The organism is Mycobacterium neumannii (genome assembly GCF_002245615.1).
Taxonomy (GTDB): Bacteria; Actinomycetota; Actinomycetes; order Mycobacteriales; family Mycobacteriaceae; genus Mycobacterium; species Mycobacterium neumannii_A.
This window is the reverse complement of record NZ_NKCO01000033.1, coordinates 15,123-28,136: the sequence shown is the minus strand read 5'-3', so window position 1 is coordinate 28,136 and position 13,014 is coordinate 15,123. Positions and strand designations below refer to the sequence as shown.

Sequence of the window (13,014 nt, the reverse complement as noted above, 5' to 3'; positions counted from 1 at the left end):
GTGCGGGTGCGGGTCGGCGGGTATATTCATCGGTGATCTTCCACAGGGTCAGTTGACGTGCCTCGGCCAGCGGGCCGGGGCATCGTCGTTATTCAGAGGTGGTTACGGGCGGCGTCGAGTTCGTCAGCGTCGAATCTCAGAAGGTGCGGCCCGAGTCGGTGGCCGGTGATGATTCCCTGCTCTAGCCAATTGCGAAGCGTCCGCATCGACACATTCAAGTAGTCGGCGGCTTCAGCGCTGGTCAGATTCTTGCGGCGAGGTGTGGACGGGCTGGATGCCGTCGATGGCCTGGACACGGGTGCGGTTCCTGTCGGTCGCGGTGCCCTCCCTGCTGGGGAGGGGCCGACAGTCGCACCCTGTTCTGGGCCTCGGTGACTCTCATCCGGGAAACGATGAGGCGAGGCCGATAATGCCACCCGTGTCATACCCGATGCAAGGAGTTGCGCCGAAACGGTCGCGGTTGCCGACCGGTAGCGCAAACATGTTGCAAACTTCGTCGATGAAAGAGGTGAAAATGCCCTCTCACCAGGTATTTTAGTGGTGCCCCCGACAGGATTCGAACCTGCGGCCTTCTGCTCCGGAGGCAGACGCTCTATCCCCTGAGCTACGGGGGCGCGTGAGAAACAGCGCCGATGGGCCTGCACAGCCTAACGCATTCAGCTCATCGGAAACGGATTCGGGGCCTGACCACCCGAGACCATAGGATGGACCCCCGTGACCCCCGCCGACCTGGCCGACCTGCTCAAGTCCACCGCTGCCGCGGTGCTGGCCCAGCATGGGCTCGACGCGTCAGCGCTGCCGGAGACCGTCACCGTCGAACGCCCGCGCAATCCCGAGCACGGCGACTATGCCACCAACCTCGCCCTTCAACTGGGCAAAAAAGTCGGCGCCAACCCGCGGGAACTGGCCGGCTGGCTGGCCGAGGCCCTGGCCGACAACGCCGGGATTTCCGCTGCGGACGTCGCCGGCCCCGGCTTCTTGAACCTGCGCCTGGAGGCGTCGGCGCAGAACGTCATCGTCACCGACGTCCTGACGGCCGGCGCCGCCTACGGTCACTCCGAGACACTCGCAGGACGCAACATCAACCTCGAGTTCGTTTCCGCCAACCCCACCGGGCCGATCCACATCGGCGGCACCCGCTGGGCGGCCGTCGGCGACGCTCTCGGCCGGCTGCTGTCGACCCAGGGCGCCGCGGTCACCCGCGAGTACTACTTCAATGACCACGGTGCCCAGATCAACCGGTTCACCAGCTCCTTGATCGCCGCGGCGAAGGGCGAACCGACACCCGAGGGCGGCTATGCGGGCGCCTACATCAAGGACATCGCCGCGCAGGTGCTCGCCAAGGAGCCCGACGCGCTGGGCCTGCCCGAAGACGAGATGCGCGAGACCTTCCGCGCCATCGGCGTGGATTTGATGTTCGCCCACATCAAGCAGTCGTTGCACGACTTCGGCACCGACTTCGACGTCTACACCCACGAAGATTCGATGCACACGTCCGGACGGGTCGAGCAGGCCATCGCGCGCCTGCGCGAGGCGGGCAGCATCTACGAGAAGGACGGCGCAACCTGGTTGCGCACCACCGACTACGGCGACGACAAGGACCGCGTCGTCATCAAGAGCGACGGTGCGGCTGCCTACATCGCCGCCGACATCGCCTACTACCTGGACAAGCGCGAGCGCGGATTCGACCTGTGCATCTACATGCTCGGCGCCGATCACCACGGTTACATCGCCCGGCTCAAGGCGGTGGCGGCCGCGCTCGGCGAGGACCCGGCCACGGTCGAGGTGCTCATCGGTCAGATGGTCAACCTGGTGCGCGAGGGCCAGCCGGTCCGGATGAGCAAGCGGGCCGGCACGGTGATCACGCTCGACGACCTGGTCGAGGCGATCGGCGTCGACGCGGCCCGCTACTCGCTGATCCGGTCCTCGGTCGACAGCCCGATCGACATCGACCTCGAGCTGTGGTCGTCGGCGTCCAACGAAAACCCGGTCTACTACGTGCAATACGCGCACGCGCGGTTGTCGGCGCTGGCCCGCAACGCCGCCGAACTGGGTGTCGTACCCAGCACCGAGAACCTGCAACTGCTCAACCACGACAAGGAAGGCACGCTGATCCGCAACATCGGCGAATTCCCGCGCGTGCTCAAAACGGCTGCCGCACTGCGAGAACCGCACCGCATCTCGCGATACCTCGAGGATCTGGCCGGCGACTACCACCGGTTCTATGACTCCTGCCGTGTGCTGCCGCAGGGCGACGAGACACCCAACGAGCTGCACAGTGCGCGCCTGGCGCTCTGCGCAGCCACCCGTCAGGTGATCGCGAACGGCCTTGGAATCCTCGGCGTCTCAGCTCCGGAGCGCATGTGATCGCCCATCCCGCCGGCCCCCGGCACGCCGAAGAAATCCACCACGGAGGTGCACCGCCGCGCCCACAGTCGCCGTCCGAGCTTCTGCTGTTGGCGCCGAATGTGTGGCCCCGCAGCACCGTTCGTGATGACGACGGTCTGGTGTCGATCGGCGGTGTGCCGGTCACCGACATCGCCGCAGAGTTCGGCACGCCGACATTCGTGGTGGACGAGGACGACTTCCGGTCGCGCTGCCGTGAGATCGCCGCGGCATTCGGTGGGGGCGAAAACGTCCGCTACGCCGCCAAGGCGTTCATGTGCACCGAGGTCTCCCGCTGGATCGCCGAAGAAGGCCTCTCGCTCGACGTGGCCAGCGGAGGTGAGATGGCCGTCGCGCTGGCCGGTGGCTTCCCCGCCGAACGGATCGCGTTGCACGGCAACAACAAATCGGTTGCCGAGCTGACCGCGGCCGTCAAGGCCGGTATCGAGCATGTGGTGGTCGACTCGATGATCGAGATCGACCGACTCGACCAGATCGCCGGCGCCGCAGGTGTGGTCCAGGACGTGCTGGTCCGCGTCACGGTCGGCGTCGAGGCGCACACGCACGAGTTCATCTCGACCGCGCACGAGGACCAGAAATTCGGGCTCTCCCTGGCTTCGGGTGCCGCCATGGATGCCGTCCGGCGGGTGTTCGAGGCCGATCACCTGCGCCTCAAGGGTCTGCACAGCCATATCGGATCTCAGATCTTCGACGTCGCCGGGTTCGAGATCGCCGCCCATCGGGTAATCGGGTTCCTTCGCGACGTTATTGCCGAGTTCGGCGTCGACAAGACCTCGCAGATGTCGATCGTCGACCTGGGCGGCGGCCTCGGCATCTCGTATCTGCCCCAGGACGATCCACCGCCGATCGCTGACCTGGCGGCCAAGCTGACCGCGATCGTGCGCGACGAGTCGGCTGCCGTCGGGCTACCCACTCCACGGTTGGTTGTCGAGCCGGGTCGGGCCATCGCGGGTCCCGGGACCATCACGCTCTACGAGGTCGGCACCGTCAAGGATGTCGCCGTGAGTCCGACTGCGCATCGCCGCTACGTCAGCGTGGACGGCGGTATGAGCGACAACATCCGCACGTCGCTCTACGGCGCGGAATACGACGCACGGCTGATATCACGCACCACCGATGCCGCGCCCACAATCGGTCGTATCGTCGGAAAGCACTGTGAGAGCGGCGATATCGTCGTCCGCGACACCTGGGTTCCCGACGATATCCGGCCCGGCGACCTGCTGGGAGTCGCGGCGACCGGCGCCTACTGCTATTCCATGTCGAGCCGTTACAACCTGATCGGCCGTCCCGCCGTGGTCGCCGCGCGCGACGGACAAGCCCGCCTGATCCTGCGCCGGGAGACGGCCGACGATCTGCTGAGTCTGGAAGTGAGGTAACGATGACTGATTCCGAAAAGCCCATCGGCGTGGCGGTTCTCGGCTTTGGGAACGTCGGTAGCCAGGTTGTGCGCATCATCGAGCAGAGCGCCGACGACCTGGCCGCACGCATCGGCGCGCCGTTGGTGCTGCGCGGCGTCGGCGTCCGTCGAGTGGCCGACGACCGCGGAATCTCGATCGACAAGCTCACCGACAACATCGAGGAACTCGTCTCCCGCGACGACGTCGACATCGTCGTCGAGTTGATGGGGCCCGTAGAACCCGCGCGCAAAGCGATCCTGACCGCGCTAGAGCAGGGCAAGTCCGTGGTCACCGCAAACAAGGCGCTGATGGCGGTCTCGACCGGGGAGTTGGCGCAGGCGGCCGAAAACGCGCGTGTTGACCTGTATTTCGAGGCCTCGGTCGCCGGTGCGATCCCTGTCATCCGTCCCCTGACCCAGTCGTTGGCGGGGGACTCGGTCGTCCGGGTGGCGGGTATCGTCAACGGCACCACCAACTACATCCTCTCGGAGATGGACAGTACGGGCGCCGACTACACGAGCGCGCTGGCCGACGCGAGCGCCCTCGGATACGCGGAGGCAGACCCGACGGCCGATGTCGAGGGGTACGACGCCGCGGCGAAGGTGGCGATTTTGGCCTCGATCGCCTTTCACACCCGCGTCAGCTCCAACGACGTGTACCGCGAGGGCATCACCAAGGTCAGCAGCGCCGACTTCGAGTCTGCCAAGGCGCTCGGCTGCACCATCAAACTTCTGGCCATCTGCGAGCGGCTCACCGGCGATGAGGGTCAGCAGCGGGTTTCGGCGCGGGTGTACCCCGCGCTAGTGCCGTTGGACCATCCACTGGCCGCCGTAAACGGGGCGTTCAACGCGGTGGTTGTCGAAGCCGAAGCCGCAGGCCGCCTGATGTTCTACGGGCAGGGGGCCGGCGGTACGCCCACGGCCTCTGCAGTGATGGGTGACCTCGTGATGGCGGCTCGCAACCGTGTACAGGGTGGTCGCGGGCCGCGCGAATCGAAATACGCCAAGTTGCCGATCGCGCCCATCGGCTTCATCCCCACTCGTTACTACGTGAACATGAACGTCGCTGATCGAGCCGGCGTGTTGTCCGCTGTGGCAGCCGAATTCGGTGAACGTGACGTCAGCATCGCCGAGGTGCGCCAGGAGGGCATGCTCGACGAGGACGGCCAGCGCTGCGGTGCGCGCATCGTGGTGGTGACCCATGAGGCCACGGACGCGGCACTGTCGGAGACCGTGGCGGCACTGGCCGACCTCGATGTTGTGCAGAGCATCAACAGCGTGCTGCGCATGGAAGGAACCACCGAATGAGCGCCTCCGCGCAGACCGTTCACCAACCCTGGCCCGGCCTGATCGCCGCGTACCGCGACCGGCTGCCGGTCGAGGACAGCTGGACGCCGATCACCCTGCGTGAGGGTGGGACTCCGCTGCTGCCTGCGCAGCGGTTGTCCGAACTCACCGGGTGCACAGTGCATCTCAAGGTCGAGGGGCTCAACCCGACCGGTTCGTTCAAGGACCGCGGTATGACCATGGCAGTGACCGAGGCAGTGGCGCGCGGCCAGCAGGCGGTGCTGTGCGCGTCGACGGGCAACACATCGGCATCGGCAGCGGCCTATGCGGCCAGGGCGGGGATCACCTGCGCAGTGTTGGTGCCGCAGGGCAAGATCGCGATGGGCAAGCTGGCCCAGGCCGTCATGCACGGTGCGAAGATCATCCAGGTCGACGGCAACTTCGACGATTGCCTGGAACTCGCGCGCAAGCTGACCGCCGACTTCCCGACCATCTCGCTGGTCAACTCCGTCAACCCCTACCGGATCGAAGGACAAAAGACCGCGGCCTTCGAGATCGTCGACGCGTTGGGTGTCGCGCCCGATGTGCACTCGCTGCCGGTGGGCAACGCAGGCAACATCACCGCCTACTGGAAGGGCTACACCGAATACCACCGCGACGGGGTCTCGGATCGTCTTCCCCGCATGCTCGGGACGCAGGCGGCCGGCGCGGCGCCGCTGGTGCACGGGCAACCGGTCAAGAATCCGGAGACCATCGCAACGGCTATCCGAATCGGCTCGCCCGCGTCGTGGACCACCGCCGTGGCCGCAGCGCAGCAGTCCGACGGTCGATTCCTGGCCGCCACCGATGAGGAGATCCTCGAGGCCTACCACCTGGTGGCCAGCAGCGAGGGTGTGTTCGTCGAGCCCGCATCGGCGGCCAGCATCGCCGGTCTGCTCAAATCGGTCGAAGACGGTTGGGTGGCCAAGGGTTCGACGGTCGTGTGCACGGTGACGGGCAACGGGCTCAAGGATCCGGACACCGCGTTGAAGGGCATGCCGTCGGTAGTCGCGGTGCCTGTCGATCCGGTGGCCGTCGTCGAGCAGTTGGGGCTGGGATAGCCGGTGACTCACCTTTTGCCGCCGGGACTGAGGGCCACCTCCGTGGTGGCGGCATCCAGCGCGAACCTCGGCCCAGGTTTCGACAGCCTGGGCATCGCGTTAGGCCTTTACGACGAGATCGTGGTCGAGACAACGGATTCCGGTCTGACGGTCGAGGTCGAAGGTGAGGGCCGGGGACAAGTGCCGCTGGATGAGAGCCATCTCGTGGTGCGGGCCATCCAGCGAGGACTCGAGGCGTTGGACATCAGCGCTCCCGGCATGACGGTGCGGTGCCGCAACGACATCCCACACTCGAGAGGCCTCGGATCCTCGGCAGCAGCGGTGGTCAGCGGGCTCGCGGTCGTCAACGGCCTTGCCGCGCAAACTTCTTCGGAGATCCTTTCCGAACACGACCTCGTCCAGCTGTCCTCGGAGTTCGAAGGGCATCCCGACAACGCCTCGGCGGCGGTGCTGGGCGGCGGCGTGGTGTCCTGGACGGAAGGACCGGAGTCGGCGCCCCGATTCGACGCCGCGCCGATCCGGGTGCACCCCGACATCCGCCTGTTCGTCGCGATACCCGACGAGCGCTCGTCGACCGCCGAGACACGCGTGCTCCTACCGGAGAAGGTCAGCCATGCCGACGCGCGCTTCAACGTGAGCAGGGCCGCCCTGCTGATGGTCGCGTTGACAACGCGGCCCGACCTGCTGTTGCCCGCGACCGAAGACGTCCTGCATCAGCCGCAACGGGCGTCGGCCATGCCTGCTTCCGCGGAATACCTGGGGGTCCTGCGACGTTGTGGCGTGGCAGCGGTGCTCTCAGGAGCGGGTCCTTCGGTACTTGCACTGTGCACGTCACCGGAGTTGCCCACAGAAGCTCTCGAGTGCGGCACCGCGAACGGGTTCACCGTCAAACCCATGACCATTGGTGACGGCGCGAAGTGGATGTCGGGCGCAGCAGCACGGCGCTGAAAGCGGTCGGAACAGGAATCACAGGAGCAACACGACACCCATGTCTTTCTTGCTTCCCGTCCCGATGCGGGATATTCTCGCTGTCGTCAGGCAATCGCAGCGTCTCTACCTGCGCCGACAATAGGACACCACCCATTTTCCCCGTGGTCTACTCGTGGATTGACGGTTCGCCGTATACCGGCGAGGCCCGGCCATCACCGTTGCAGGGGCAATGGTGGGGCCCATGCGTTCAGTGGATCGACTGATCGCACCGAATCCCCGCACGACTCGTTCTGCGAGGGAAAGAAAGGACATCCGTGACTGAAACGGACCTGATCACGGCTGGGGGCAGCAGCGAAAACGGTGAGCTGCCAAACGCCGTGAGTTCAGACTCTTCAACTTCTGCGACGGACGCGCCGAACGCCGCGCCGACCGCGGAAACCGCACCGACCGCCGAGGTCGCTTCCGGCAACCGCGGCGGCGCCTTGTCGACCATGGTGCTGCCCGAACTGCGCGCTTTGGCCAAGGAAATCGGCGTCGAGGGCGCGTCCGGTATGCGCAAGAGCGAACTGGTCGCCGCCATCCGTGAGCGGCGCGGCGATTCGAACGGCCGCGGAAAGGCTTCCGCCGGTGGCGAGGCTCCTGCGACCAGCGAGGCCAAGACCGCCGAACCGGCCAAAAACGCTCCGAACGCCGAGCAGGGCACCGAGAGCGGCGACGACCGTGGTTCGAATGCCGACGCCGAGCAGCAGCCCCGGCGCCGTGAGCGTCGTGGCGCGTCGCGCGGAGCCGGCACACCCGACGCCTCGGGTAATCAGCCGGACAACGCAGCTGCGGACGCCAAGACCGGTGACCGCCAGAACGACCAGTCCAGCAAGAGCGACCAGTCCAGCAGGTCGGATAGCAAGTCCGACGCCGACCAGCAGCAGGGCGACCAGCAGGGTGGCCAGAACCGCGGCGGTGGCGGAGGCGGCAACAACAACGACGACGACGGCGAAGGCCGTGGCGGTCGTCGCGGTCGCCGGTTCCGGGACCGCAGGCGCCGTGAGCGCGGTGGCGGTGACGGCGGCGGTGACCGCGACACCGAACTGCGTGAGGACGACGTCGTTCAACCCGTCGCCGGCATCCTCGACGTTCTCGACAACTACGCGTTCGTGCGCACCTCCGGTTATCTGGCCGGCCCGAACGACGTGTACGTCTCGATGAACATGGTGCGCAAGAACGGCCTGCGCCGCGGTGACGCCGTGACCGGCGCCGTGCGCGTGCCCCGAGACGGAGAAGGCGGCGACAAGAATCCGCGGCAGAAGTTCAATCCGCTGGTGCGCCTGGACACCGTCAACGGCAAGCCGGTCGAGGAGGCCAAGAAGCGGCCCGAGTTCAACAAGCTCACGCCGCTTTACCCGAACGAGCGGCTGCGCCTGGAGACCAACACCGAGAAGCTGACCACCCGCGTCATCGACCTGATCATGCCGATCGGCAAGGGGCAGCGCGCGCTGATCGTGTCGCCGCCGAAGGCCGGTAAGACGACGATCCTTCAGGACATTGCCAACGCGATCACCACCAACAATCCGGAATGCCACCTGATGGTGGTGCTCGTCGACGAGCGTCCGGAAGAGGTGACCGACATGCAGCGCTCGGTCAAGGGCGAGGTCATCGCCTCGACGTTCGACCGGCCGCCGTCCGATCACACCCAGGCCGCCGAATTGGCGATCGAGCGGGCCAAGCGGCTCGTCGAGCAGGGTAAGGACGTGGTCGTGCTGCTCGACTCGATCACCCGCCTCGGCCGCGCGTACAACAACGCGTCACCGGCCTCGGGTCGCATCCTGTCCGGTGGTGTCGACTCCACTGCGCTGTATCCGCCCAAGCGGTTCCTCGGCGCGGCCCGAAACATCGAAGAGGGCGGCTCGCTGACCATCGTCGCCACCGCGATGGTGGAGACCGGCTCGACCGGTGACACGGTGATCTTCGAGGAGTTCAAGGGCACCGGCAACGCCGAGCTCAAGCTCGACCGCAAGATAGCCGAGCGGCGCGTCTTCCCGGCCGTCGACGTCAACCCGTCCGGCACCCGCAAGGACGAGCTGCTGCTTTCGCCGGACGAGTTCGGGATCGTGCACAAGCTGCGTCGCGTGTTGTCGGGGCTGGATCCGCACCAGGCCATCGACCTGTTGATGAGCCAGCTGCGCAAGACCAAGAACAACTACGAGTTCCTGGTGCAGGTCTCCAAGACCGCTCCGAGCTCCATGGACGCCGACTGACCGCGTGTTGATTTCGGTGCCGCCGGTCGCGCTGAGCGCGACGAGTTGCACCGAAACCGCTCACCGGTAGGGGTCGGTGATCTCGCGCAGCGCCGTCAGTGCGTCGCGAAGTTGCTCAAACCGGCGCTCACCGAGGTAGCGTCGCCACTCGTCCTCGACGTTGGCGATCTCCTCGCCCGCGGCCCGGCACACCGCCATGCCCTTGTCGCTCAATGTGACGAGCCGAGCGCGCGCATCCGTGGGGTCCGTCGTGCGCACCACATAGCCGGACCGCTCCAGTTGATCGATCAGTGCGCCGGCGGTCTGCTTGGTCACGCGTGCCTGCTCGGCGAGATCGGTGAGCCGCATTCCGCTCGAATTCACCTGCCGCAGGTCGAGGCGTTGCATGAGCCTGGACTGCGCGAGCGTGATGTCGTCGGCACCTGCCGCGACTAATGCCTCCATGACGCGTGCCTCGGCAGCGCGATGGCCGATGAACATCAACGTCGCCGTGCTGACCCAGTCGCTCACCCCATTGACCTTAGTACGGAAACCTGACTATATTCGTCAGGATACCTGACTAACCGGAGGAGGCGTGCGTGGAATCCGACACCGTCTGGCGGCATATCGACGAACAGCGCGCGGGCCTTGCCGACATGCTCGACGGCCTCGAACCCGAACAATGGTCGACACCGACCCTGTGCGAGGGATGGACCGTTCGTCATGTGGCCGCGCACATCACACACTCCGCGTCGGGTAAACCGAGATTGTTGTTCGAACTGCTGCGATCCGGCTTTCGGATCAACGCGATGATCTATCGAGTAGCGGTGCAGGACAACCGATCTCCTGCAGAGCTCACCGCGGCGCTGCGCGCCATGCGGGGATCGCGTAAACGCCCGCCGGGCACCGCCGAACTCGACCCGTTGATGGATGTGTTGGTGCACACCCAGGACATCGCGGTGCCTCTGGGGATCGACCGTCCCATGCCCGTGGACGCGGCGGTCGCTGCGGCCGAAAGGGTGTGGACGATGGGCTTTCCCTTCCAGGCGCAGCGACGCTTTCGTGGCGTCCAACTCGCCGCGACGGACGCCGACTTCCAGGCCGGCCAGGGCCGACGCGTCGATGCGCCGATCCGTGACATCCTCATGACGCTCGTCGGCCGGCCCGCCGTCGCCATCGACGTCGCCTAGAGATCACACGGCGGGGTCGGCTCGCAGTCCCGGCATGACATAGCGGCGCAGGTGCCGCAACACCGCGTCGCCGTCGCTGGGATCGAGTGTCTTACCGGGTACCGTTGCCAACGAAATCAGCACGCGGGCAAGCCATTCCGATGCCTCGGCGATATCCGTGTCGGGGTGGATCTCGCCCGACTCCCGCGCGGTAACCAGGTAGCGAGACCAGAAGTCGGCCAGATCGGGCACCAAGCCCTGGACGCCGGCGCCCGCGCACGCGGCGAACTCCTCGGGCTCGTCGATGCGCAGCTTCATCAACAACGTGCCAGGGTCGTCATAGGCCGTGCGCCCGTGCAGGACGCCGGCGGCGAGCTGCCGGTCGAGGCCGTCGACGCGCTCGAGCATTTCGTGCGCCTCGGACCAATAGGCCTCGTTGAGCCGCACGATCGCCGCCCCCAGCAGCGAGACCTTGTCGGGAAAGTGGCGATACAGCCAACCGCGGGAGACCCCCGCCACCTCGGCTACCTCGGACACAGTGGTCGAGCGGATTCCCTTGGCGCGCAGGCAGACCTCGGCCGCGTCGATCAGTCGATCGTGGACGCTCTTGGTGGCGGCATCGCTCGTCACCGGGTGGGCTCCTCCGTTAACCTCGCCCTCAAGTGGGCCGATCGGAGCATTGTGTCATGGTAGACACAATCGCGAATCTGTTCACTGTCGGAAGGTGAGCCATGGCGGACACGCTCCAGCAGCTGCTCAACGAGCGTGCCGACCGCGACACCGTCGCCATCCGGTACGGCGACCGAGCCTGGACGTACCGCCAGTACGTCGCCGAGGCCAAGACGCAGGCCGCCGCGCTCATCGGGGCCGCCGACCAGGACCGTCCCCTGCACGTCGGCGTCCTGCTCGGCAACACCCCCGACATGCTGATCGCGCTGGCTGCGGCCGGCCTCGGGGGCTATGTCGTATGCGGTATCAACACCACACGCCGCGGTGAGGCCCTGGCGCGCGACGTCGCCAAGGTGCACTGCCAGTTCCTGATCACCGACGCCGAGCACCGTCCGCTGCTCGACGGCCTGGACCTGCCGGGGGTCACGGTGCTCGACACCTCCACCACCGCCTGGTCCGATTTCCTGGCCACCGCGACGACATGCGTTGCGCACCGGGAAGCCGCGGTCGAGGACACATTCATGATGATCTTCACGTCCGGCACCAGCGGCGAGCCCAAAGCGGTCCAGGTCGCCAACCTGATGGTGCTGTTCGCGGGCAACGCCCTGGTCGAGAAGTTCGAACTCACCGAGCGCGACGTCTGCTACCTGTCGATGCCGATGTTCCATTCGAACGCCGTGGTGGGCGGATGGGCACCCGCACTCGTCGCCGGGGCCGCGATGGTGCCCGCCAAGTTCTCCGCGTCCCGGTTCCTGGCCGACATCCGACGCCACGGCGTGACCTACATGAACTACGTGGGCAAACCGTTGGCCTACGTGCTGGCCACACCCGAGCAGCCCGACGATCGCGACAACCCGCTGCGCGTCGCATTCGGCAACGAGGCCACCGACCGCGACATCGAGCAGTTCAGCCGACGCTTCGACGTCACCGTCGACGACGGCTTCGGCTCGACCGAGAACGCCGTGATCATCACCCGCACCCCCGACACACCGAAAGGGTCGATCGGACAAGGCTTTCCAGGCGTGGCAATCTACAACAGCGACACGGTCACCGAGTGCCCGGTGGCGGAGTTCGACGAGAACGGCGCATTGACCAACGCCGATTTGGCGATCGGCGAACTCGTCAACACCGACGGCAGCGGCCTGTTCCGCGGCTACTACAACGACAGGGAAGCCACCGACGAGCGGATGCGCCACGGCATGTACTGGTCGGGTGATCTGGCCTACCGCGACGCCGACGGCTACATCTACCTGGCCGGGCGCACGGCCGACTGGATGCGGGTCGACGGCGAGAACCTCGCGACCGCGCCGATCGAGCGGATCCTGCTGCGGTTGCCGGCGATCAACCGCGTCGCGGTCTATCCGGTGCCCGACGAACTCGTCGGCGACCAGGTGATGGCCGCCCTGGTGCTGCAGGACGACGCCGACCTCGATCCGGAGACGTTCGAGCATTTCCTGGCAGCCCAGCGGGACCTCTCGCCGAAGGCCTGGCCGCGCTACGTGTGGTTGGCCGACGACCTGCCCAGCACCGCAACCAACAAGATCCTCAAGCGTGAGCTCGTGGCGCGAGGAGTCACACCCGACGGCAGGACGCTGTGGCGGCGCGACGGCAGCAGGTACCAGCCTGTCTAGGCGCGAATGTGGGGATATGCACGCCAAACCGGCCCCGCCGCGTGCCGGTAACCCACGTTCGGCCGAATGTGGAAGCGGAATACGGCCCGGTGCGCACGCGTTTAGGCACTTGGTGGCCCTAGCTGGCATAATTGACCGCCGACCCTCGGTTCCGGTTCACGCCCGTCACCTCCAGCACGGAGGGGCGACCCGGGG

Annotated in this window: 11 protein-coding genes and 1 tRNA gene; 8 read left to right on the top strand and 4 right to left on the bottom strand. The window is 66.5% G+C overall.

All coding sequences use genetic code 11. The features are described from left to right. Window positions 1-92 precede the first annotated feature (92 nt). Both CEX88_RS26640 and CEX88_RS24450 read right to left on the bottom strand, forming a co-directional pair. Window positions 93-425 (bottom strand): helix-turn-helix domain-containing protein, encoded by a 333-nt coding sequence (locus CEX88_RS26640; RefSeq protein WP_094295458.1) that lies wholly within the window; start codon window positions 423-425, stop codon window positions 93-95. A 113-nt stretch (window positions 426-538) separates the two neighbouring features. Beyond that, window positions 539-614, bottom strand: a tRNA-Arg gene (locus tag CEX88_RS24450). A 100-nt stretch (window positions 615-714) separates the two neighbouring features. Between CEX88_RS24450 and argS the strand changes: the two genes are divergently transcribed. The 6 genes from argS (at window position 715) to rho (ending at window position 9,371) form a co-directional block, all read left to right on the top strand. After that, complete coding sequence (argS, locus tag CEX88_RS24445; protein WP_094295457.1) at window positions 715-2,367, top strand: arginine--tRNA ligase; 1,653 nt, start codon at window positions 715-717, stop codon at window positions 2,365-2,367. 35 nt (window positions 2,368-2,402) lie between these two features. Then, entirely contained in the window at window positions 2,403-3,782 is a 1,380-nt protein-coding gene (gene lysA / locus CEX88_RS24440; RefSeq protein WP_202931637.1) for a diaminopimelate decarboxylase, read from the top strand. A gap of 2 nt (window positions 3,783-3,784) precedes the next feature. Continuing rightward, window positions 3,785-5,110, top strand: a complete 1,326-nt coding sequence (locus CEX88_RS24435; protein WP_066842471.1) for a homoserine dehydrogenase — start codon at window positions 3,785-3,787, stop codon at window positions 5,108-5,110. Continuing rightward, window positions 5,107-6,189, top strand: a complete 1,083-nt coding sequence (gene thrC, locus CEX88_RS24430) for a threonine synthase (RefSeq protein WP_094295455.1) — start codon at window positions 5,107-5,109, stop codon at window positions 6,187-6,189. The genes CEX88_RS24435 and thrC overlap by 4 nt, the downstream gene beginning before the upstream one ends. A gap of 3 nt (window positions 6,190-6,192) precedes the next feature. Then, window positions 6,193-7,137, top strand: coding sequence for a homoserine kinase (thrB, locus tag CEX88_RS24425; protein WP_094295454.1), 945 nt, complete (start codon window positions 6,193-6,195; stop codon window positions 7,135-7,137). Window positions 7,138-7,433: 296 nt separating this feature from the next. Then, window positions 7,434-9,371, top strand: coding sequence for a transcription termination factor Rho (rho, locus tag CEX88_RS24420; RefSeq protein ID WP_094295453.1), 1,938 nt, complete (start codon window positions 7,434-7,436; stop codon window positions 9,369-9,371). 60 nt (window positions 9,372-9,431) lie between these two features. Here rho and CEX88_RS24415 read toward each other — a convergent pair whose 3' ends face one another. Continuing rightward, the gene (locus CEX88_RS24415; protein WP_094295452.1) at window positions 9,432-9,881 is read right to left on the bottom strand and encodes a MarR family winged helix-turn-helix transcriptional regulator; all 450 of its coding nucleotides are present in this window, start codon (window positions 9,879-9,881) and stop codon (window positions 9,432-9,434) included. 68 nt (window positions 9,882-9,949) lie between these two features. On the opposite strand from CEX88_RS24415, the gene CEX88_RS24410 reads away from it, so the two are divergent. After that, the gene (locus CEX88_RS24410) at window positions 9,950-10,540 is read left to right on the top strand and encodes a maleylpyruvate isomerase family mycothiol-dependent enzyme (protein WP_094295451.1); all 591 of its coding nucleotides are present in this window, start codon (window positions 9,950-9,952) and stop codon (window positions 10,538-10,540) included. Between the two features lie 3 nt (window positions 10,541-10,543). Here CEX88_RS24410 and CEX88_RS24405 read toward each other — a convergent pair whose 3' ends face one another. Further along, the gene (locus CEX88_RS24405; protein WP_094295450.1) at window positions 10,544-11,149 is read right to left on the bottom strand and encodes a TetR/AcrR family transcriptional regulator; all 606 of its coding nucleotides are present in this window, start codon (window positions 11,147-11,149) and stop codon (window positions 10,544-10,546) included. A gap of 101 nt (window positions 11,150-11,250) precedes the next feature. On the opposite strand from CEX88_RS24405, the gene fadD1 reads away from it, so the two are divergent. Further along, window positions 11,251-12,819: a fatty-acid--CoA ligase FadD1 gene (fadD1, locus tag CEX88_RS24400; RefSeq protein WP_094295449.1), complete on the top strand. Its 1,569-nt coding sequence runs from the start codon at window positions 11,251-11,253 to the stop codon at window positions 12,817-12,819. Window positions 12,820-13,014 lie beyond the last annotated feature (195 nt).